A 21,184-nucleotide genomic window follows, 5' to 3' on the forward strand; every position below is an offset into this window, starting at 1 on the left:
ATCGATTCACAGCCGGAAACCCAAGTCTAAATCACCCAGAGTGACCAATCGTGATCAATTCGAATTGTCACTTCGCAACACCTGCCACAAAGTGCAATCATTCATGTTAGAAAATGGAATAATCGCACGTCAGGACCCTGCGGCAAACTCGACCGGCCACCGTGAACAGTCAAATCGGACATCCGTATTGCAATAAGATCTTCACCCGAATGGCTGGACACGGCTACCACGCTACGTATGATCAGTGCCCGCATGAAAGGACGTGGACACGAAAACGCGGCACGACAAGTCGATCAGCAGGATCCGACAATTCGTGCACCCGGAAACCGGGCGAAAAAACCCGGGCCGGCGAAGCAGGTGGAGGCGATCGGTGACATCGGTACGCGTGGAGCGGCTCTACAAGATCTTCGGGCCACAGCCGACGGAGCTGGTTCGCCGACTGGAGGCCGGAGCCGACCAGGAAGAGATAAAGGCCGCAAGCTCCACCGCCGCAGTGGTGGACGCATCGTTCGACGTCCAGGAAGGCGAGACCTTCGTTGTCATGGGGTTGTCCGGTTCGGGCAAGTCGACACTGATCCGCATGCTCAACGGGCTGCTCACACCCACCGCCGGCCGGGTGTTCGTCGATGACGAGGACATCACCAAGATGTCCGCCGGGGCGCTGCGCACGATGCGCCAGCAGAAGATGAGCATGGTGTTCCAGCACTTCGCCCTGTTCCCGCACCGCACGGTGCTGGACAACGCCGGTTATGGGCTGCAGATCAAGGGCGCGGGCAAGTCGGAGATCACCGAGAAGGCGCGCGAGGCGCTGAGCTTGGTCGGCCTGGAGGGCTGGGAGGAGCGCTACCCCCAGCAGCTCTCCGGCGGCATGCGGCAACGTGTCGGGCTCGCCCGAGCCCTGGCAGCGCACACCGACGTGCTGCTGATGGACGAGGCGTTCAGCGCGTTAGACCCGCTGATCAAGCGCGAGATGCAGGACCAACTGCTGAACCTCAACGCCAAGCTCGGCAAGACAATCATCTTCATCACGCACGACCTTAACGAGGCGATGCGGCTCGGCGACCGCATCGCCATGATGCGCGCGGGCGAGATCGTCCAGATCGGCACCGCCGAACAGATCCTCAACGAACCCGCCGACGATTACGTCGCCTCGTTCGTCCAGGACGTCGACCGCAGCCGGGTGCTCAGCGCGGCGTCCATCGCCGAGCCGCCGGAGACGCTGCTGTCAGCCAGCGCCAGCCCGGATGAGGCGTTGGCACTGATGCGCCAGCAGCACACCGACCGCCTCTTCGTTGCCGACGGCGGCCAGCGGCTGCTGGGCGAGCTCAGCGCCGCGGCGGCCGAGCAGGCCCACCAGGACGGCCGGAGCGACGTGCGGTCGGTGCTGGCTCCGGTCACGGATCCGGTCGCCGGGACGACGCCGATGAAGGCGCTGCTCTCCCGAATGAGCACCGAAGCGGTGCCGACGCCGGTCGTCGACGAACAGCAACGGCTGCTCGGCGTGATCACGCCGGTGGCGGTGTTCCAGGCGTTATGCCAGGAGGTACCGGCCGCCGAGGGCGGAGACGGGGCCGACGCGGCCGCGATCAAGGAGGCGAGTGCTTCCGATGTCTAATGGTGTTCTCCTCTCCCAGTTCGAGTTACCGCGGGTTCCGGTGGGCGACTGGTTCGAGGCGTTGGTCAACTGGCTGAACAACAACATCGGTCCGTTGTTCGACCTCATCAACCTGGTGCTGAGTTCGGCGGTGTCGGGCCTGACCTACGCGTTGACCTTCCTGCCCCAGCTGATCATGGTGCTGGTGTTCAGCGCGCTGGCGCTGTGGCTGCGCAGCTGGCGATTCGCGCTGTTCAGCCTGATCGGTTTCGGGCTGATCGCCAGCATGCGGGAATTCGACCGCGCGATGCAGACCCTGTCGCTGGTGCTGGTGGCCAGCATCATCGCGGTGCTGATCGCCATCCCGGTGGGGATCCTGGCGGCCCGCAACCAGCGGGTCAGCATGGTCGTGCGACCGGTGCTGGACCTGATGCAGACGATGCCGGCCTTCGTTTACCTGATCCCGGTCATCTTCTTCTTCAACATCGGTGAGGTGCCGGGCGTCGTGGCGACCGTGATCTTCGCGCTCCCGCCGGGAGTTCGGCTCACCGAGCTGGGGATCCGGCACGTGGACAAGGAGGTCGTCGAGGCCGGGGAGGCGTTCGGCGCGCCGAACCGCAAGATCCTCACCGGCATCCAGCTGCCGCTCGCGACACCGTCGATCATGGCGGGCATCAACCAGGTGATCATGCTGTCGCTGTCGATGGTGGTCATCGCGGGCATGGTCGGCGCCCAGGGGCTGGGCACCGACATCTACCAGGCGGTCACCCGGGTCCAGCTGAGCCTGGGCTTCGAGGCCGGCCTGTCGGTGGTGATCCTCGCGGTCTACCTGGACCGGATCACCGCCGTGTTGTCGGACCGCTCGCCCGTCGCGCGGGCGGAGCGCAAGGCGGCCAGGACCGGGTGAGGCGAGCGCGTCCGCCGGCACAGTTGTCGCAGAAAGGCAGGCAGGAATGTTGACCGGAAAAAGATCACGAAGGCTCTTCGCGCTCCTTGCCGCGCTGGCCGCTCTGGTGCTGGTGGCCGCGGGGTGTGGTGGCCGTGAAGCGCAGACCGGGCAGCAGCAGAAGTCGATCAACATCGGCTACATCGCCTGGGACGAGGACATCGCGGTCACCCACCTGTACAAGGTGTTGCTGGAGCAGAAGGGCTACAAGGTCAATGCCCAGGAGCTGGAGGCCGGGCCGATGTACGCCGGGCTCGCGCAGGGCAACATCGATCTGTTCATGGACGGCTGGCTGCCGCAGACGCACGCCGACTACTGGAAGCAGTACGGCCCGCAACTCGAAGACCTCACCGTTTGGTACGACCAGGCGACGCTGAACATCGCGGTGCCCAAGTACATGACGGACGTGAATTCGATCGCCGACCTCAAGGGCAGGGGCCCGGAGTTCAACGGCGTGATCACCGGTATCGACCCGGGCGCCGGACTGACCCGCATCACCAAGGACAGCGCGATCCCGGCCTACGGGCTCGGCGGCGAATTCACCCTGCAGACCTCGTCGACCACGGCGATGCTGACCGCCTTGGAGAAGGCGACCAAGGAGCAGAAGCCGATCGTGGTCACCTTGTGGCACCCGCACTGGGCCTATGCGCGGTACCCGATCAAGGACCTGCAGGACCCGAAGGGCGCGATGGGCAAGGCGGAGCAGATCCACGCGATCGGCCGCAAGAACTTCAGCCAGGACTTCCCCGAAGTCACCGACATGGTCAAGAAGTTCAAGCTGGACGACGCGCAGCTAGCGTCGTTGGAGAACGCGATCAACAGCGCAGAGAAGGGTAAGGAGGACGACGCCGCCCGGCAGTGGGCGAGCCAGAACCAGGCCGTGGTCGCCAACTTCTTCACCCCGTAACCTGACAACGCAAACGAGACCGGCCGGTGGCGCGCCCACCGGCCGGTCTTCTGCCGTCTCCCGGCAGGACGTTGGGCAAGGCACTTCCCATCGGCCCGGAGGAGATCAAAAGCCCCAATTTCTAGGCAGAATCGGGATCCCGACGGCCCTCGCACTCATCGGCAATGGCCACCCGAGTGCAGGTTGTCATGCGGAGGCGAATCGCCCGTCCTTCACCGCGGCGACGAAACCGCTCCAGTGAGCACTACCGAACCAAAGCTCAGGTCCACCAGGATCCTTCGAGTCCCGAGCCCCGACGGCGTCTTCGGCGATGGCAACCTCAAGGCACACTCCGTTGTTGGCGCTGTAGCTCGACTTTCTCCAGGGTGAGGCGGACACGGCGTCCCTCCGGCTACGTCTCCGACATCAGCGCTTTTACGAATTCCACCGATTCGGTTGGGTCAAGCGCGATGCTTTGCAGGTTTTCCGCAGCCAGTGTATAGGTCCGCACGTCATCTGGGTCCTGCACGTACACAGCACCGTCGAGCAGTTCGATGTACGCGACGGGTCGCGCTTCCGCACCAGGCCGTGGTCGCCAACTTCTTCACCCCGTAACCTGACAACGCAACGAGAAAGGCAGGTGGGCACGCCCACCGGCCTTTCTCATCTTGCACCTTGGGTTTCCGGATGCCCCAAGATGGGGAGCGGATCATCAGTCACACGAGGTCGAACCGCCCGGCCTTGACAGCAGCGACGAACCTGCCCCAACGAGCCCCCCGGAACCAAAGCTCCGGGCCCCCAGGGTTCTTAGAGTCCCGAGCCCCGACAACCTCGTCAGTCAGAGCGACCTCGACACATTCGCCGTTGTTGGCGCTGTAGCTGGACTTCCGCCAACCTGGTACGCCGTTGAAGGTCACGAAGGCCACTTCAACGCAGTCACCGTTGTTCGCACTGTAAGAGGACTTCTTCCAGGCAGACACTTCACGACGTTGCGCGGTCACTGTATGCCTCCGGCTACATCTCGGACATCAGCGCCTGCACGTACTCCACCGATTCGGCTGGTTCAAGCGCGACGCGTTGCAGGTTTTCGGAAACCAGTGTATAGGTCCGCACGTCGTCAGGATCCTGGACGTAGATTGCTCCATCCAGGTGTTCCAGGTATGCGATCGGTCGTGCTTCAGCGAACGTGAGCACCAAGAACTGACCTGTGCCACCTGCATCGTGCGGACCACACTCAGGTCGGACTACCTGGAAGGTGATATTCGGTCGCTGCGCCAATTCGATCAAACGCTCGTACTGAGCCAAGCGGATCTCCGGCGTTCCAACGGCCAAGCGCAGAGCCGAGTCTCCTACGACGACATGGAGCTTCAGCGGTTCCGACTCGATCAGACGTCGAGCGCGCGCAATGCGGAAAGAAACGAAGCGCTCGTTGTGGTTCTGACCTACGAAACCAGACGCGGAAGTGAGCGCCTGAGCGTAATCCTCAGTCTGCACCAACCCCGGAAGAACCATTGGCTGGTACGCAAATTCCGACTCTGCCAAGCCTTCCAGCCCGACGAACGTCCGCAGCCAGTCCGGGATGACGTCGATCCACGGCGCGAGCCAGGAGCGTTGGTCCGCACGGCCACACAGCGAAGTCAATCGGTCAACGTCCCAAGCGGGAGCACCGTAGAACTCCAGCAATCTGGCGATCTGTTCTGGCTGCGGGAAGTACATACCTTTCTCGAAGTGACCGACCAAACTCGTCGAGCAACCGATCGCCTTCGCCGCTTCGGCGAGCGTCTGCCCGGCGTCCTTCCGGTGTCTCGCGAGCTCGACTCCGATCAACCAACGCAGAGCCGACGGATCACCTCGTTCAGCCACTCGTTACCTCCACACATCTCGCAGCCACCGCACAGTCTGCCCTGCGCCGCTAACACCAACATCGACACCACCCGGTTCGGTCATCGACATGGCTAGATTTCTAGCTACTGTTGTAAGTGATCGACTTCACGACCCCGAGGAGGCCCTCATGCCAACTGAAACCGACATCTGGTCGCCGGAGCCCGAGGAATACGAGCTCGTGCGGGAGGAAATCCTTCGTGCTCCCAGGCTATTCGCATCGTGCGAACTCGACCGGGACGACGACGAGTGGGAACTCACCGGCGGCAGGGTGTGCGCCTGGGGGCTCGCCTTCGACAACCGTGCCGAAGTCATCAGCACCGATGGTCGCGGCCATGGTTCTTTCTGCTCGCCCGCCCGAGCCGCGGAGCTCTACGCCCGCACCTCAGAAGTCCGCCTCGTCTACCCGTAGCTTCGCGGTATGGCGACTTCGATCGAAATCGCCGTCAAGTACCCCGGCGGCGTTTGGTGCGGAGGTAGTCGCCGACGACCGCCGCGCCGAGCCCGTCGGACGTGGGGGCCAGACCCGGCCGCCGCCTCGGCGGGCGACGATGTCCACGAATGCCTTCAGGCTCGGGTCTTCGCCGAGCATGAAGACGCTCAAGCTCGAAGACCTCAACGTCTGGTATGACCAGGCAACGCTGAACATCGCGGTGCCCAAGTACATGACGGACGTGAATTCGATCGCCGACCTCAAGGGCAAGGGCCCGGAGTTCAACGGCGTGATCACCGGGATCGACCCGGGCGCCGGACTGACCCGCATCACCAAGGACAACGCGATCCCGGCCTACGGGCTCGGCGGCGAATACACTGACAACGCGACGAGACCGGCCGGTCTTCTGCACTACTGCAGTCTCCCGGCAGGACGTTGGCCAAGGCTCTTCCCATCGGCCCGGGCCGATGGGAAGCCCGCAAGTTCAGGCAAAATCGGGACCCCGACGGCGCCACCGGATAACGCGACGCGCTTCTCCTGTAGTTCGGCTCAAGCAGTCGCAGCGACGCCATCTTCCGCGTCGGTCGCACAGCGACTCTTGCGCTCAGTAAGATCGCAGGCCGAGATAGCGTTCTTACGGTGAGCGGCGACTGATGAAGATTGGACTTGTATGACGAGAGCGGCTCTGCACCGGGACACGGCTTACCTGGAACTGGTGCGTGATCTCGGTGCGGCGACCATGAACCTCGTGCAAGGTGCCGGCGCGACGATCTGCGCAGTTGTACGGGTCGCCCCCGATCGGTTGTGGATCGGTTTGACCCCACACAACCAGCTCGCATGGCGGTACGCGTTGCAGCTTCCTATTTTCGACCAGGCTGGCCGGCCTCTCGGCTACCACGACGTGGTGTGGACTCTCCGGCGCTCGGAAAGTATCCGTCGGCACGACCGAGCGCGTTTCGAGTCCCTGAACAGCGTGGGTGACCTGCACGGCGTACCCGTACTCGACACCAGCGACTTTCTCGACGATCCTGCCTTGGCCACACCGAGTGACGCGCTCCGCGCCACGTTGCTCGCCGCAGCCGGAGAACCAGCGCCGCTACCGCCGGAGAGCAAGACCCGGCTAGCTGGCTTTTCCTGGAGCGAGCAGAGCGAGCCCGCCTGGGCCCGGTTTTACTTCACCATCCCAGTCGCGACAGATGTGATCGGCGTCGACATCGACATCCCCACCGATTCAGCCGAGCTCACCACGCTGATGAACAAGATCGAAAGCGGAATTCCAACCTCCTGGGCCAGTCGCATTCGCCAACCCGCCGAGGCCTTCTGCGATCACTTGCTCGATCTGCGCTCATAACCGTAGTCGCTTAGCGATTATTCTGCCGACCTCGAGAGTTCTCGCCAGGCCGACCGAATAAGCCGCTACGTATTTAATGATCTTGGGCGCTTCGGCCGACCTGCCGAGCGCAACCACCCCAGTCATTGCCGTCAGGAAAGTTCGAGCCCGTTGTGGTGAACATGGTCCAGACGAAGCGAACAGCGTTGTCTTTGATCAGAGTCGCAAGTTTTGGAATCTGCCCGACGGGCGAGTCCACATAGTACGTGTACTCATACCTGGTTCGAGCGCCCCGGAAAATTGTTGTCAGGCTTCTGAACGCCCATCTTCGCAATCAGTTCAAAGCACCGAAGGAATTCAAACTGAGCGTGGGGCCAGACAGGATGCACAGTCCCAGTCGACTCCGGGTGGGCGATGTGAATTAAGCCGGACCGCTCGTCCCCGCAGCCGAGAAAGACGCCGTTAACATCCCCGACTCGCGCAGCAACCCACCCCTCCCCTACATAGTTGTCGTTCTCGTTCCACTCCGCGATGCAACGCATCGGCTCCACAATAGGCGGAGGCGGAACCGCGTATGCATTGCTCGTAGCAAGACTTAAGATCAGAATCGCCGCCAATAAGGCAGTGGCGTTACGCAGCATCGATCGCAATTGCACAACCATCCCTTATTCGGTTTTTCTGTATAGCGTGATCGATTTGCAGCATCACGGGAATTAGGTGCCCGGTTTCCCGAATCAGTAACTGAATCCACCGAACCTGGACATCGGCGTTGGCCGCCGGAGATGCCCCAGCGCGGCCACGCCGAATAGTTCTTCGCTCATCCCCCAGCCCAGAGCCTTGCACCGCAAGCTCAATCACTGCGGTCAATCTTCGCATATCACCCAAAGAAACATAAGGTACAAATGGGTGATAATTGTTTCATTAGTCGCGAAACACCCGCTGTCCGATTTACCGGCCAGAAGTGCCCGGCATCCATCGCCGGATCGGGTGGTCAGCGGCGGCGCTTGGTGCGGAGGTAGTCGCCGACGACCGCCGCGCCGAGCCCGTCTGGCGTGGGGGCCAGGACCCGGCCGCCGCCGCGGCGGGCGACGATGTCCACGAATGCCTTCAGGCTCGGGTCTTCGCCGAGCATGAAGACGCTCAAGGTGGTGCCCAACCGCCGCAAGGAGTCCACTTCGGACAGCGTGACGCCGAGCGTGTGCGGACTCGGCGGGTACTGGAACACCGCTTCGCCATCGGGTTCCAGGTGCGCGGTCGGTTCCCCGTCGGTCACCACCAGCACGACCGGTTGGGCGTCGGGGTGGCGGCGCAGGTGCCGGCCCGCGAGCAGCAAGGCGTGGTGCAGGTTCGTGCCCTGCTCCCAGACCCCTTCCAGCGCCGCGAGTTCGCCGACGTCCACAGTGGACGCATAGCGGCCGAAGGTCACCAGTTGCAGCGCATCGGACCGGAATCGGGTCGCGACCAGGTGGTGCAGCGCCAGCGCGGTGCGCTTCATCGGCACCCAACGGCCGTCCTGGACCATCGACCACGACGTGTCCACGCACAGCACCACCGCCGCGCGCGAGCGCTGCTCGGTCTCGGCCACCTCAAGGTCCGAGATGTCCAGCTGCGCCGAATCCGGCCCCTCCGCCGCGCGGCGCAGCACCGCGTTGCGCACCGTGCGGACCGCGTCCCAAGGCTCCGCATCGCCGTAGGTCCACGGCCGCGTGGTGCCGGTCAGCTCCCCCGCCGCGCCCGCGCGGTCGGTGTCGCGCTCGCCGCGCCGCGACCGGAGCTGCGAGATCACCGAGCGCAGCGCGTTCTCCCCGAGTCGACGCATCGCGCGCGGTGAGAGCCGCAGGCTGCCGTCCGGCGCCCGCTGCAACAGGCCCTGCTGCCGCAATTGCTGCTCGATCTCCGACAACCGCTGCGCATCGACCACGGCCTGCGGGCCGAGCTGGCGCTCCAGCGCCTCTAGGTCGATGTCCTCCAGGCTCGCCCCCGGGTACGCCTGACCGAGCTGCTCCGCCAGCCGGTCCAGCTGGCCAAGCTCGGCCATCGCCTCCGTCGCCTCCGCCAGCCCCATCGGCTGGTCACCCCGGAACCGCGCCCGGCCCGTCCAGTCCTCCCCGGGCCGCAGCCCCTGCAACTGCCGGTCGAGCCGCTGCAACGCTTGCGCGATACCCGGGTCGCCGAATGCCTGCTGCGACAGCGACATCAGTTCGGCGCGCTGCTGCTCGCTCATGGAGTTCAGCAACCGCTGCGCGGCCGCGGAGCGGGCCGCCAGCGCGTCGATCAACTCGTCGATGTTGCGCGGGTTCTCCGGGAAAAACGCCCCGTGCTGGGCCATGAACTGCTCGAACTTCTGCTGGGTGTCGGCATCCCCGCGGGCCTGCGCGGCCAGCAGCGCCGACAGGTCGTCGAGCATTTGCTGCACCCGCGCGACGTCCTCGGGCGTGACCTGCTGCATCGCCTGCTTCATGCCCTGGAAGCGTTGTTCGAGGAATTCGGTGCCCAGCATCTGCCGGATTTCCTCGAAGGTTTCCCGCGCATCCGAGGAACGCCAGTCGTAGTTCGCCAGCTCCGAAACCTGCCCCGCGACGTCCGGCGGCAGCGCTTCCAGCTGCAACTCGCGGAACCGCGCGTCCTCGCTGGTGTCGGCCGCTAGCGCCAGCCGCTCCTGTTCGAGCGCGCGGTCCAGCAGCCGGCGGACCTCGGAGATCGTGCCGTCCAGGCGGTGCCGCCGCTGCATTTCGCTGCGCCGCTGCCACAGCCGCCGCGTGAGCTCGTCGAGGCCGGAGACCTCGCGGGTGCCGGTGCGCAGCAGCTCCTCCAACGCGGACCGGGGCGACGCGCCCTCCATGACGTCGCGGCCGATCTGATCCAGTGCCGCGCGCAGATCCACCGGTGGCGCCAGGGGGTCCGCCCCGCCGTGCCACGCGTTGTACCGGAACCGGCGGCTCATCAGCTGTACACCGACCGGTCGTCTTCGGCGTCCTTGCCGAGCCGCTTCGCCAGGTACAGCGACTCCAGCGCTAACTCGACCGCGCTGGCGATTCGCCCCGGCGGGTCCCCGGCCCGCACCCCGAGGCGCTCCGCGACCTGGTGCAGCACCGGCAACTCGGGCAGCGCGGTGAGCACATCCTGTCCGGACACGCGCTCGCCGGTGGCCACCGGGTGGCCCTCGACGACCGCTCGGGCCAGCGACTGCAGGTCCAGCCCGGCGAACAGGCCGCGCGCGGTGTCGGCCACCGAGCGGCGCAGCAAATAGCCGAGCAGTTCGTCCTCGCGGCCCTCCTCGCCCGCCTCGAATTCGATCTTGCCGCGCAGCACGGCGGGCACCGCGGCAAGGTCGACCGGCCGGGCCACCGCCGGGTGCTCGCCGGTCAGCGCGGAGCGGTGCATCGCGGCGGCCGAAACGGTTTCGGCGGCCGCGATGGCGAACCGCGCCGACACCCCGGAACGCTGGTCGACCGCGGTGGATTCACGCAGGTGGCCGACGAAGCGGGCGAGCACCTCCAGCAGGTGGTCGCCGACCTCGGCCGGCAGGTCCGCCTCCTGGCGCACCAGCGACACCTCGTCGTCCACGTCCAGCGGGTAGTGGGTGCGGATTTCCGCGCCGAAGCGGTCCTTCAGCGGCGTGATGATCCGGCCGCGGTTGGTGTAGTCCTCGGGGTTGGCCGTGGCGACCAGCAGCACGTCCAGCGGCAGCCGCAGGCTGTAGCCGCGGATCTGAATGTCCCGCTCTTCCATCACGTTCAGCAGCGCCACCTGGATCCGCTCGGCCAGGTCGGGCAGCTCGTTCATGGTGACGATGCCGCGGTGCGCGCGCGGCACGAGTCCGAAGTGGATCGTCTCCGGGTCGCCGAGCGAGCGGCCCTCGGCGACCTTCACCGGGTCCACGTCGCCGACCAGGTCGCCGACCGAGGTGTCCGGCGTGGCCAGCTTCTCCACGTACCGCTCGCTGCGATGCCGCCAGGCGACGGGCAGGTCGTCGCCGAGCTCGGCGGCGCGACGGCGGGACGCCGGGGTGATCGGCCGCAGCGGGTGCTCGCCGAGCTCGGAACCCTCGATCACCGGCGTCCACTCGTCCAGCAGTTCGGTGAGGCTGCGCAGCAGCCGCGTCTTGCCCTGCCCGCGTTCCCCGAGCAGCACGACGTCGTGCCCGGCGATCAGGGCGCGTTCCAGCTGCGGCAGTACGGTCTGGTCGAAGCCGACGATGCCGGGCCACAGGGCCCGACCGGAGCGCAGCGCGGTCAGCAGATTGGCGCGCAGCTCGGTCTTCACGCCGCGCGGGGTGTGGCCGCTGGACCGCAGCTCCCCCGCCGTGCGGGGCAGCCCTTCGGGTTGAGTCGGGGTCGTCACCCCCACGACGCTACCGTCAGGAACCGACAAACGCTGCCATAGCAGAAAGGATTTCGCATGTCGGGGCGCGAGAGTAGAAACACTACGTTGACTGGCGACGGCACGCGCAGGAGGACCAAGTGAGCCTGGAAATCGAGGTGGACCCCGGCGAGGTCGGGTTCGACGCCGCCCGGCTGAACCGAATCGACCAGCACTTCGCCCGGTATGTGGAGTCCGGCAAGCTGCCCGGTTGGCTGGTGCTCGTGGCCCGGCAGGGCAAGATCGCGCACCTCTCGACGCACGGCATGCGGGACATCGCCGACGACGCGCCGGTGCGGACCGACACCCTGTTCCGGGTCTTTTCGATGACCAAGCCGGTCACCTCGGTGGCGATCATGATGCTGTACGAGCAGGGCGCGTTCGAGCTCACCGACCCGGTCAGCGACTTCATCCCGTCCTTCGCCGACCTGCGGGTATACACCGGCGGCAGCGCCCGAGCGCACCAGACCCGCCCCGCCACCGAGCAGATGCGGATCTGGCACCTGCTGACGCACACCGCCGGCCTGACCTACGCGTTTCAGTACCTGCATCCGGTGGACGAGCTCTACCGCCGCGCCGGTTTCGAATTCGGCATGGCCGACGACCTGGACCTGGCGGGCTGCTGCGACGAGTGGGCGGGCATGCCGCTGCTGTTCGACCCCGGCACGGCCTGGAACTACTCGGTGGCCACCGACGTGCTGGGCCGGATCGTGGAGATCGTGTCCGGGCAGACGCTGGACGAGTTCTTCCGCACCCGCATCTTCGAGCCGCTGGGCATGATCGACACCGGTTTCGCGGTGGACCGCGCCAACGCCGACCGGCTCGCGACGCTCTACGTCGCCGACGCGCTGGGCAGGGCCCACCCGCACCCGAAGCAGGCGGAGCTTCGCGCGATGGCGTTCGATCAGCCCAAGGCCCTCTCCGGCGGCGGGGGGCTGTTCTCCTCGGCGCACGACTACCACCGGTTCACGCAGCTGCTGCTGCGCAAGGGCGAGCTCGACGGGACGCGTCTGCTCGGCAGCCGCACGGTGCGGTATATGACGCGCAACCACCTGCCCGGCGGCGCGGACCTGGAAACCCTGGCGCTCGGGGCGTTCTCGGAGGCGGCCAACGCGGGCAAGGGCTTCGGGCTGGGCTTCTCGGTGGTGGACGACCCGGCGGCGGCGAAGGTGCTCAGCTCGCCGGGCGAGTTCGCCTGGGGCGGCCTGGCCAGCACCGCGTTCTGGGTGGACCCGGCCGAGGACCTGACCGTGCTGTTCCTGACCCAGCTGATGCCCTCCAGCACGCACCCGATCCGCCCCCAGCTGCACCAGCTCGTCTACCAGTCACTGGTCGACTAGGTCCCAACTCGTTTGCGTAGCAGTGCCGGAAGCGGAACCTCAGACGCCGGCTGGACTCCGGGATCCCCGACTTACGTATGTTCCAATACGCGGCATCGGGGCTGTCCTCGCCAGACGACGCCTGAGAACCCGCGGCGGCGCGAGGGTGGGCTAAGCGGCTACGTCGCTTCAAAGACAGAGAACAACATCAAAAATCGCCCTACGGACCCAAAATCACTTTCGCCCCAGCACGCGGGATTCGCCGACCGCGAGGTCCCAGAGCTGCTTCGCGTCGCGACCGGCCTCGCGCCAGGCCTTGCGGATGCGGCTCAACGGCTCGGTGACCGGTTCCCGGGTCAGCACGAACGTCCCCCAGTGCATGGTCGCCGCGTACGTCGCCCCCAGGTCCTCGACCGCCTGCACGGCCTCCTCCGGGGCCATGTGCACCGGCTGCATGAACCAGCGCGGATCGTAGGCACCGATCGGCACCATCGCGACGTCGATGCCCGGGTAGCGCTGCGCGATCTCGGTGAAGTGCGGGCCGTAGCCGGTGTCCCCGGCGTGGTAGACCCGGTGCTCCGGGCCGCTGATCACCCAGCTGCCCCACAGGCTGCGGCAGGTATCGCGCGGCCCGCGGCGGCTCCAGTGCTGCGCGGGCGCGAAGTCGAAGGTCAGCCCGGCCACCGACACCGACTGCCACCAGTCCAGCTCGACGACCTCGGTGAAGCGGCGGCGGCGGAACCAGCGGCCCAGCCCGGCGGGCACCAGCACCGGGGTCGAGCGCGGCAGCCGCAGGACCGTGGGCGCGTCCAGGTGGTCGTAGTGGTTGTGGCTGATCAACACCGCGTCCACCGGCGGCAACTCGCTGAAGGCCACGCCGGGCGGGGTCAGCCGCCGCGGCACGCCGGGTATCCGGGAGGACCACACCGGATCGGCGAGCACCGTGGCGCCCGCCATCCGCAGCACGTAGGTCGAGTGGCCGACCCAGGTGAGCGCGGTGTCCTGGGCCGTCACCGGCGGCAATCCCGTGCGCAGCACCGGGATCCGGTCCGAATCCTCCACCCGGCCGCGGAAACCGCCGGTCCACATCAGCCGCATCACATCGCGGAACGTCGGCAGCGGCGCGTGCAAGCGGTCCGCGTACGAGTGCTGGATCGTCGGCTGCTGGAACTGGATTCGCACTCGAATAGACTGCCTGCCCCCACCCGCGGTCCGCACCCGCAGGTCAGAACGCGGGCCAGGGGATGGCCGGCCATTCCCCGGACGGCGCGGGGAAGGCCCCGGCCTCCAGGAGCCGCTCGATGCGCGCGTTGACGGCCTGCACTTCCTTCGGCGTGATGTGTTCGGCCAGCTCAGCGGACAGCGCGCCCTCCATCAGGGCCCGCAGCTCGCTGAGCCGGTCGATGGTCTCGGCCGGTAACAGCTGCCCGATCCAGCCCCACAGCACGGTGCGCAGCTTGTCGTCGGTGTTCAGGCTCACGCCGTGATCGACGCCCAGCACCCGGCCGTCCGGGGAGTGCAGGATGTGCCCACCCTTGCGGTCGGCGTTGTTGATCACGACGTCCAGCACCGCCAGCCGCCGTAGCTGCTCGTGGTCGGCGTGCGCCAGCACGACCGGGTCGCCGCGGTGGTCCTGGGCGCGAAGTACCGACAGCCAGCCGTCCGGAACCTCGTCCGGGGCGACGATGTCGACCAACTGGGATTCCTCGTCGGTGTCCACCCAGAGCTGCACCATGCCCGGCCCGAACGGGCCGTCGCGCAGCAGCGTCGGCGGGATCAGCCGCCAGCCGGTGGCCTCGGAAAGCAGGTAGGACGCGACCTCCCGGCCGGCCAGCGTGCCGTCCGGGAAATCCCACAGCGGGCGCTCGCCGCGCACCGGCTTGTAGACGCACTCGGCGGACATTCCGTCGGCCTCGATCCCGCAGAACAGGGTCGCGTTGGACGCCTCCACCAGCCGCCCCCGCACGTCCAACCGGCCGTGCTCGAGCAGCTCGCGAACCGCGGGATCACCGGCGCGCACCGCCGGTCAGACCTCTTCCGAACGGCGATAGCCGTTCTGACGCGGGCAGATGTGCCCGGCGGGATCCAGCGGTTCCGCGCACAGCGGGCACGGTTTGCGGCCCGCGTTGATGACGCGCTCGGCGCGCTCGGCGAACGCCCGCGCGTGCGCGGGGCTGAGGAACACTCGCAACGCGTCGGGCCCTTCCTCGGTGTCGTCGAGCACCACCGATTCGTCGATCTCCTCCTCGGTGACCGCGAGCAGTTCGACGACCACCGCTTCGGTCTCGGCGTCCCAGCCGAGCCCCATGGTGCCGACCCGGAACTCCTCGTCGACCGGCACCGCCAGCGGGTCGGTGTCCAGGAGGTCGTCCGGGGGTTCGGCGGGCAGGTCGGTGTTGAACCGGCGCTGCACCTCATCCAGCAGCGCGCCGATGCGTTCGGCCAGCACCGAAACCTGCTGTTTCTCGAGCTGCACGCTCACCGTGCGGACGTCTTCCGACGCCTGGAGGTAGAAGGTGCGCTCACCTGGTTCCCCGACCGTTCCGGCGACGAATCGGTCGGGTTGACGGAAGACGTGGATGACACGAGCCATGACACCTCCGACATTAGGCCACCGAGCGTTGGCCGTGCGCGGCTGGCCCCCGTTTTGTTCATCACCGTTTCGAACCGGCCCGATTTCCACCGGTTCACACGCCGGTTTACTCGCTGAACGGGCCTGTCGACCACTGGTTCCGGCCCTGCGATCGGCCGTGTTCGCCCACGGCGAACTCCGGCGCACCGCGACGGGTGCGGATACGCTCACCGACGTGGTCAAGATCGCGGGATGGAGCACGCCATGAGCATGCGCGAACTACGTCGCCCGCACAGGCTGCACAGCGGGGACACCGTGGCACTGGTCGCCCCTGCCGGGCCGGTGCCCGAGGACCTGCTCGACGCCGGGCTGGCGCAGCTGCGCTCCTGGGGCCTGCACGCGCGGGTCGGCAAGCACGTCCGGGACCGCCATCCACGCCTGGACTATCTGGCGGGCAACGACGCCGACCGCGCCGCAGACCTGCAGGAGGCGTGGTGCGATCCGGAGGTCACTGCGGTGTTCTGCGTGCGCGGCGGCTACGGCAGCATGCGGATCCTCGACCACCTGGACTGGACGGAGATGGCCGCGGCCGGGCCGAAGGTTCTCGCCGGCTCCAGCGACATCACCGCCCTGCACGACGCGTTCGCCACCCAGCTCGGCCTGGTCACGGTGTTCGGGCCGATGCTTGCCACGAAGGCATTCGTCGAGGACGAGGCGGCGCGGGAACACCTGCGCCGCACCCTGTTCCAGCCCGAGTCGGTCACCATCCTGACGCGTTCGAGCGCGGGCGCGCTCGTGCGCGGGCGCGCGCGAGGCATCACTTATGGCGGCAACCTGAGCATCGTCGCGGGTTCCCTTGGCGCACCGGACGCGCCGACCCCGCCGGAGCGCGGCATCGCCATGCTCGAAGACGTCACGGAGGACCCGTACCGGCTGGACCGGTTCGTCACGCAGCTGCTGCGCGCGGGCTGGTTCGACCACGCCGCCGGGATCGCGCTCGGCTCGTGGACCGAGTGCGGCCCGCTGGCGGACGTGCGCGCGGTGATGTCGGACCTGCTAGGTGGTCTGGGAGTGCCGATCATGTGGGAACTCGGTTTCGGCCACTGCCCGGCCCAGCGCACCATCCCGCTCGGGGTGGCCGCCGAGCTGGACACCGACGCCCAGCGCCTATCGATCCTGCAACCGGCTCTGCTCTAGCTAGAGAGTGTTTCAAAGTGGTTTGAGTAGGGTGCGGGTAGCGGCCCCCTGCGGGAGTTACCGTCGCCGCCTGAACTCCGCCGATCCCCGACTGATGTATGCCCAATACACGGCGCTGGGGCTGTCCTCGCCAGGCGATGCCTGAGAACCCGCCGCGATGCAAGCTGAGTCCCACACCGCAAGCGGCTTACGCCGTTATAAAATCGCCCGCGCCGGAATTCCCGGCGCCCGGGGCGTGGTTGATACGTTCGCAAGCGACCTGACCGCGACGAGAACGGTGCCCCATGCACGTCCGCCCCATCTCCCCGGACCTGCTGGCGGCGGAGCTGGTGGCACGCATCGACGCGCTGCCGGGCCGCTGGGCCCGGGTGGCGGTGGACGGCGCACCCGCCGCCGAAACCGGCGACTTCGCCGACGCCTTGGTCGAGCCACTGCGGATACTGGGGCGCGAAGTGGTCCGGGTGCGCATGGCGGACTACCTCCGCCCGGCTTCGCTGCGGCTGGAGCACGGCCACCACGACCCGGATTCGTTCTACGAGAGCTGGTTCGACTTCAAGGCCCTGACCCGGGAGGTGCTGTTTCCGTTGTCCCCCAAGGGCAACGGCCAGGTCCTACCGGCCTTCTGGGACGCCGAGGCGGATCGCTCTCCCCGCCTGCCCCGCACCACCCTCCCGAACCGAGGAGTGGCCATTGTGGACGGTCCGCTGCTGCTCGGCGCGGGCCTGGCCTTCGACTTCACGGTCCACCTGTGGCTACCGGAAGCCGCCCTGCGGAGGCGAACCCCGGAACCCGACCACTGGACCCTGCCCGCCTACCACCGCTACGCCGAAGAAGCGACCCCGGAACGCCTCGCGGACTACGTGGTCCGAGCAGATCGGCCAGGCCACCCGGCCGTCATAGACAGCCTGGACTGAACCTGCATGCGCAAGGAAAGGTCTACCGGCCCGAGATCGAACTGAACGGGACCAAGAGCCGCATTCTCACCGACCAGGTCTTCTCGGTTTCGCCGGACCGGCTCGGCGATTTCAAGGGCTCGCTCGACGCCGGTGAACTCGCCGACCTCGACCGGGCGCTGCTCCTGCGATTCGGCCTCATCTGAGGCCGCTTCGCCGGGTTCGGTTTACCCGATTTTGCCTAAACTTGGGATCTCTCACGCCACGCGGCGCTCCACCGCGGGGACCGCTGCCAGCAGGTTCTGTGTGTAGTCGTGCTGGGGTGCGAGCAGAACCTGTTCCACGGCACCGACTTCGACGAGTTCGCCCCGGTACATCACCGCCACCCGGTCGGCGATGTTCCAGGCCAGGCCGAGGTCGTGGGTGATCACCAGGGTCGACAGCCCCCGTTCGACGCGTAGCCGCAGCAGCAGCGCCAGGATCTCGCCGCGCACGGTCGCATCCAGCGACGCCACCGGCTCGTCGGCGACCAGCACCCGCGGCTCCAGCACCAGCGCACCGGCGATCACCACGCGCTGGCGCTGACCGCCCGAGAGCTCCTGCGGCAGGCGGCCGAAGAACTTCTCCGCCGGCCGCAGCTCCGCCGCCTCCAGCGCCGCCGCGACTCGCCCCTGCTCGTCGTCGGTGATGCCGTGAATGCGCAATCCTTCCGCCACCGCTTCGTAAACCGTATGCCGGGGGTTGAGCGCTCCGGTCGGGTCCTGCAGCACCAGCTGCACCTGCTTGCGGTACTCGCGCAACCCGGCGCTGCCGGTGGGCAGTGGCACGCCATCGAAGCGCACCGCCCCACCGGTCGGCCGCTGGAGTCCCAGCAACGTCCGGGCCAAGGTCGTCTTGCCGGAGCCGGACTGGCCGACCAAGGCGACGATCTCGTTCTCGCCGACCTCCAGGTCCACCCCGCGCACCGCGCGCACGGCCTGCCCGGAACGGCTGGTGAAATCGACCGAAACGTCTTGCGCGCTCAGCAGCGCCGAACCGCTCGACGCCCCGGCGGTGAGCCGGAAGCGCGGATCACCGACCGTCGGGAAGGCGCTGGCCAGCGCCTGGCTGTGTGCGTGCCGCGGGTGCGTCATCACCTGCTGCGACGGACCGTGCTCGACGACCTGGCCCTGGTACATCACCGCCAGCCGGGCACAGCTGGCCGACAGCACCGACAGGTCGTGGCTGATCATCATCAGCGCGATGCCGCGCTCGGCGACCAGCCGCCCCATCAGCTCCAAGATCTGGGCTTGCACCACCACGTCCAGCGCCGTGGTCGGCTCGTCGGCGATGACCAGCCGTGGCTCGCAGGCCAGCGCCATCGCGATCATCACCCGCTGCTTCTGCCCGCCGGAGAGCTCGTGCGGGTAGGCGTCGGCCCGGTCCGCGGGCAGCTCCACCTGCGCGAGCAGCTCCGCGACCCGCTCGCGCAGATCGCCGTTGGCCTGGCCGTGCAGCTTGATCGGCTCGGCGATCTGGTCGCCGATGGTGCGCACCGGGTTCAGCGCGTGCATCGCGCCCTGGAACACCACCGAGGCGCTCGCCCACCGCGCCGCGCGCAGCTGCCCGAACGACATCTCGCGAACGTCCTTGCCGTCCAGCAGTATCTCGCCGCCGATGCGCGCCGACTTCGGCAGCAGCCGCAGCACCGACATCGCCAGCGTCGTCTTGCCGCAGCCGGATTCCCCTGCCAGGCCGAGGGTTTCGCCCTCGCCGAGGCTCAGGCTCACGCCCCGGACCGAGGCGTCCTCGGCACCCCGATAGGCCACCGACACATCGCGCAGTTGCAGAATCGGACTCACCGTCGCCCCCGCAGCCTCGGATTGAACACGGTCTCCAGAGCACGCCCGCACAGCGTGAAGCTGAGCACCACCACCACGATCCCGACACCCGGCGGCAGCAGGTACCACCACGCGCCACCGGTGACCGCGCCGGTGTCCATCGCGGACTTCAGCATCGAGCCCCACGACACCCGGCTCGGATCGCCCAGTCCCAGGAACGACAGCGTCGACTCGGCGATGATCGCGCTGGCCACCGACAGCGTGGTGTTGGCGAACACCAACGGCAGCACGGCCGGCAGCACGTGGCGGCCGATGACGTGGCGATGTCCGGCCCCCAGCGCGCGCGCCCGCTCGATGTACGGGCGGGTCTCGATGGTCAGCGTCTGGGCGCGCACCATCCGGGCCGTCGCCGGCCAGGAAGTCACCCCGATGGCCAGCACGATCGTCCACAGCCCGCGATCGAGCACAGTGGACAGTGCGATGGCCAGCACCAGTGACGGCAGCACCAGGAAGAAGTCGGTGAAGCGCAGGAGCACGCGCGACGTCCAGCCGCCGAAGTGCGCCGCGAGCACCCCGACCACGGTGCCGATCAGCACCGACAACAGAGCCGCGGACAGGCCCACGACGAGCGACACCCGCGCGCCCCACCAGGTCAGCAGCAGCACCGAACGACCGGATTCATCGGTGCCGAGCCAGAAGTCCCCGCTGGGCGCCCGCAACGGCTCGCCGGTCGCGCGCGTGACGTCCAGGCCGCTGGAGTCGCTGAGCAGCGGCGCGAGCAGCGCCAGCGCGGCTGCCGCGACCAGCAGCACCAGGCCCGCCAACCCGGCCCGGTCCGCGCGGAAGACGCGCCACGCCTCGTCCGCGCGGGCTTTGCGGCGGGCCCAGATGATCTGTCCGGCGGCGGCCGTCATGATTCCCGCACCCTCGGATCGAGCACCCGGTGGAGCACATCGGCCAGTACGTTCATCACCACCACGCTCCCCGCAAGCACGATGAAAATGCCTTGTAGCAGCGGCAGGTCCGGCACCCGCAGCGCCTCGTAGGTCAGCAGGCCCAGGCCGGGCCAGGAGAACACCGTCTCCACCGTGATCGCGCCGGCCACCACCAGACCCAGCCGCAGGAAGATCAGCGTGACGGTGGGCAGCAGGGCGTTGGGCACCGCGTGCCTGCGGCGCACCAGGTCCTCGCGCAGGCCCTTGGCTCGGGCGGTGGTCAGGTAGTCCTCGCCCATCTCCTCCAGCAGCGACGAGCGCATCACCATCAGGTACTCGGCGTAAATCACCGCGACCATGGTCAGCACGGGCAGCACCAGGTGGTGTGCGACGTCGAGGATCTGCGGCAGCAGCCCCGCCGGGAGGTCCGGCGAGGAGATCCCGCCGACCGGGAACAGGCCCGGGATCACCCCGACCCCGACGCCGAAGACCATCAGCACGATCAGCCCGAGCCAGAACGTCGGCACCGACCACAGCGTCAGCGCGATCGAGGTCGAGGTCTTGTCGAAGGCGCCGCCGTGCCGCCACGCCGCGCGAGCCCCCATCCACAGCCCCAGCAGCACGGCGATCCCGGTCGCAGTGCCCACCAGCAGCACGGTCGGGCCGATGCGTTCGAGGATCAGCTCGCCCACCGGTCGGCTGTAGGTGTAGGACGTGCCCAGATCACCGCGCAGCAGGTTGCCCAGGAAGTCCAGGAACTGCTTCCACACCGGTTGGTCCAGGCCGAACCGCTCGCGCAGCGCGGCGATCTGCTGCTCGCTGACCGGCGCGCCGCGCGTCATGGTGCGCACCGGGTCGCCGGGCATCACCCGGAACAGGAAGAACCCCAGCACCGCCACCAGGAACAGGCTCACCAGGCCGTCGCCGAGCTTGCTGCCCAGGTAGCGAGCCGTCCGGCGGCCACCGCCGGACGGCGGGGCCGGTTCTGCAACGGTCGCGAGTAGTTCGGACACGGT

20 protein-coding genes and 1 pseudogene are annotated in these 21,184 nt (G+C 67.6%); 9 read left to right on the top strand and 12 right to left on the bottom strand.

Features of this window, described 5'->3' with window-relative positions:
* Positions 1 to 385 precede the first annotated feature (385 nt).
* The 3 genes from BJ970_RS00805 to BJ970_RS00815 are packed head-to-tail and all read left to right on the top strand — an operon-like array spanning position 386 to position 3,447.
* Positions 386 to 1,615, top strand: coding sequence for a quaternary amine ABC transporter ATP-binding protein (locus BJ970_RS00805; RefSeq protein ID WP_376775092.1), 1,230 nt, complete (start codon positions 386 to 388; stop codon positions 1,613 to 1,615).
* Complete coding sequence (locus BJ970_RS00810) at positions 1,608 to 2,501, top strand: ABC transporter permease (protein WP_184722255.1); 894 nt, start codon at positions 1,608 to 1,610, stop codon at positions 2,499 to 2,501. Before BJ970_RS00805 ends, BJ970_RS00810 begins: the two co-directional genes overlap by 8 nt.
* A 46-nt stretch (positions 2,502 to 2,547) precedes the next feature.
* Positions 2,548 to 3,447, top strand: a complete 900-nt coding sequence (locus BJ970_RS00815) for a glycine betaine ABC transporter substrate-binding protein (protein ID WP_184722259.1) — start codon at positions 2,548 to 2,550, stop codon at positions 3,445 to 3,447.
* 186 nt (positions 3,448 to 3,633) lie between these two features.
* On the opposite strand, the gene BJ970_RS00820 is transcribed toward BJ970_RS00815, so the two are convergent.
* The 4 genes and pseudogenes from BJ970_RS00820 to BJ970_RS00830 form a co-directional block, all read right to left on the bottom strand.
* Entirely contained in the window at positions 3,634 to 3,825 is a 192-nt protein-coding gene (locus BJ970_RS00820) for a DUF397 domain-containing protein (RefSeq protein ID WP_184722262.1), read from the bottom strand.
* A 13-nt stretch (positions 3,826 to 3,838) separates the two neighbouring features.
* A pseudogene (locus tag BJ970_RS36905) lies at positions 3,839 to 3,988 on the bottom strand (Scr1 family TA system antitoxin-like transcriptional regulator); the annotation flags it as partial.
* Between the two features lie 154 nt (positions 3,989 to 4,142).
* Positions 4,143 to 4,427, bottom strand: coding sequence for a DUF397 domain-containing protein (locus BJ970_RS00825; RefSeq protein ID WP_312864050.1), 285 nt, complete (start codon positions 4,425 to 4,427; stop codon positions 4,143 to 4,145).
* A gap of 13 nt (positions 4,428 to 4,440) precedes the next feature.
* Complete coding sequence (locus tag BJ970_RS00830) at positions 4,441 to 5,289, bottom strand: helix-turn-helix domain-containing protein (protein ID WP_184722267.1); 849 nt, start codon at positions 5,287 to 5,289, stop codon at positions 4,441 to 4,443.
* A gap of 148 nt (positions 5,290 to 5,437) precedes the next feature.
* Between BJ970_RS00830 and BJ970_RS00835 the strand changes: the two genes are divergently transcribed.
* The 3 genes from BJ970_RS00835 to BJ970_RS00845 all read left to right on the top strand — a co-directional run bounded on the left by BJ970_RS00835 (position 5,438) and on the right by BJ970_RS00845 (position 7,091).
* A complete protein-coding gene (locus BJ970_RS00835; protein ID WP_184722270.1) occupies positions 5,438 to 5,719 on the top strand; it encodes a hypothetical protein in 282 nt (93 codons plus the stop codon).
* Positions 5,720 to 5,897: 178 nt separating this feature from the next.
* Positions 5,898 to 6,383, top strand: coding sequence for a glycine betaine ABC transporter substrate-binding protein (locus tag BJ970_RS37515; RefSeq protein WP_246470624.1), 486 nt, complete (start codon positions 5,898 to 5,900; stop codon positions 6,381 to 6,383).
* Between the two features lie 27 nt (positions 6,384 to 6,410).
* Positions 6,411 to 7,091 carry a hypothetical protein gene (locus tag BJ970_RS00845; protein WP_184722273.1) on the top strand — a complete coding sequence of 227 codons (681 nt, stop codon included), beginning with the start codon at positions 6,411 to 6,413 and terminating at the stop codon, positions 7,089 to 7,091.
* A 970-nt stretch (positions 7,092 to 8,061) separates the two neighbouring features.
* Here BJ970_RS00845 and BJ970_RS00850 read toward each other — a convergent pair.
* Positions 8,062 to 10,014 carry a vWA domain-containing protein gene (locus tag BJ970_RS00850; protein ID WP_184722276.1) on the bottom strand — a complete coding sequence of 651 codons (1,953 nt, stop codon included), beginning with the start codon at positions 10,012 to 10,014 and terminating at the stop codon, positions 8,062 to 8,064.
* On the bottom strand, positions 10,014 to 11,414 hold the full coding sequence (locus BJ970_RS00855; RefSeq protein ID WP_184722279.1) for an ATP-binding protein: 1,401 nt from the start codon (positions 11,412 to 11,414) through the stop codon (positions 10,014 to 10,016). The genes BJ970_RS00850 and BJ970_RS00855 overlap by 1 nt, the downstream gene beginning before the upstream one ends.
* A 119-nt stretch (positions 11,415 to 11,533) precedes the next feature.
* On the opposite strand from BJ970_RS00855, the gene BJ970_RS00860 reads away from it, so the two are divergent.
* Positions 11,534 to 12,772, top strand: coding sequence for a serine hydrolase domain-containing protein (locus BJ970_RS00860; RefSeq protein ID WP_184722282.1), 1,239 nt, complete (start codon positions 11,534 to 11,536; stop codon positions 12,770 to 12,772).
* 213 nt (positions 12,773 to 12,985) lie between these two features.
* Here BJ970_RS00860 and BJ970_RS00865 read toward each other — a convergent pair whose 3' ends face one another.
* From BJ970_RS00865 to BJ970_RS00875, 3 genes are read right to left on the bottom strand one after another with little or no spacing between them, the layout of a single operon-like run.
* Positions 12,986 to 13,933, bottom strand: a complete 948-nt coding sequence (locus BJ970_RS00865; RefSeq protein ID WP_312864051.1) for an MBL fold metallo-hydrolase — start codon at positions 13,931 to 13,933, stop codon at positions 12,986 to 12,988.
* A 43-nt stretch (positions 13,934 to 13,976) separates the two neighbouring features.
* Entirely contained in the window at positions 13,977 to 14,771 is a 795-nt protein-coding gene (locus BJ970_RS00870) for an Rv2133c family protein (RefSeq protein ID WP_184722285.1), read from the bottom strand.
* Between the two features lie 6 nt (positions 14,772 to 14,777).
* Positions 14,778 to 15,344 carry an Rv2134c family protein gene (locus tag BJ970_RS00875; protein ID WP_184722289.1) on the bottom strand — a complete coding sequence of 189 codons (567 nt, stop codon included), beginning with the start codon at positions 15,342 to 15,344 and terminating at the stop codon, positions 14,778 to 14,780.
* A gap of 243 nt (positions 15,345 to 15,587) precedes the next feature.
* Here BJ970_RS00875 and BJ970_RS00880 point away from each other — a divergent pair, with 243 nt between their 5' ends.
* The gene (locus BJ970_RS00880; protein ID WP_246470626.1) at positions 15,588 to 16,520 is read left to right on the top strand and encodes a S66 peptidase family protein; all 933 of its coding nucleotides are present in this window, start codon (positions 15,588 to 15,590) and stop codon (positions 16,518 to 16,520) included.
* Positions 16,521 to 16,804: 284 nt separating this feature from the next.
* Positions 16,805 to 17,434 (top strand): nucleoside/nucleotide kinase family protein, encoded by a 630-nt coding sequence (locus tag BJ970_RS00885; protein WP_184722294.1) that lies wholly within the window; start codon positions 16,805 to 16,807, stop codon positions 17,432 to 17,434.
* Positions 17,435 to 17,670: 236 nt separating this feature from the next.
* Here the strand turns inward: BJ970_RS00885 and BJ970_RS00890 are convergent, their stop codons facing one another.
* Genes BJ970_RS00890 through BJ970_RS00900 form a run of 3 tightly spaced genes read right to left on the bottom strand, consistent with a single transcriptional unit; the run spans position 17,671 to position 21,181 of the window.
* Positions 17,671 to 19,254: an ABC transporter ATP-binding protein gene (locus tag BJ970_RS00890; RefSeq protein ID WP_184722297.1), complete on the bottom strand. Its 1,584-nt coding sequence runs from the start codon at positions 19,252 to 19,254 to the stop codon at positions 17,671 to 17,673.
* On the bottom strand, positions 19,251 to 20,147 hold the full coding sequence (locus tag BJ970_RS00895) for an ABC transporter permease (RefSeq protein ID WP_184722299.1): 897 nt from the start codon (positions 20,145 to 20,147) through the stop codon (positions 19,251 to 19,253). Before BJ970_RS00895 ends, BJ970_RS00890 begins: the two co-directional genes overlap by 4 nt.
* Positions 20,144 to 21,181 carry an ABC transporter permease gene (locus BJ970_RS00900; protein ID WP_184722302.1) on the bottom strand — a complete coding sequence of 346 codons (1,038 nt, stop codon included), beginning with the start codon at positions 21,179 to 21,181 and terminating at the stop codon, positions 20,144 to 20,146. The genes BJ970_RS00895 and BJ970_RS00900 overlap by 4 nt, the downstream gene beginning before the upstream one ends.
* Positions 21,182 to 21,184: the final 3 nt, after the last annotated feature.

It is taken from the genome of Saccharopolyspora phatthalungensis, from assembly GCF_014203395.1.
Classification (GTDB): domain Bacteria; phylum Actinomycetota; class Actinomycetes; order Mycobacteriales; family Pseudonocardiaceae; genus Saccharopolyspora; species Saccharopolyspora phatthalungensis.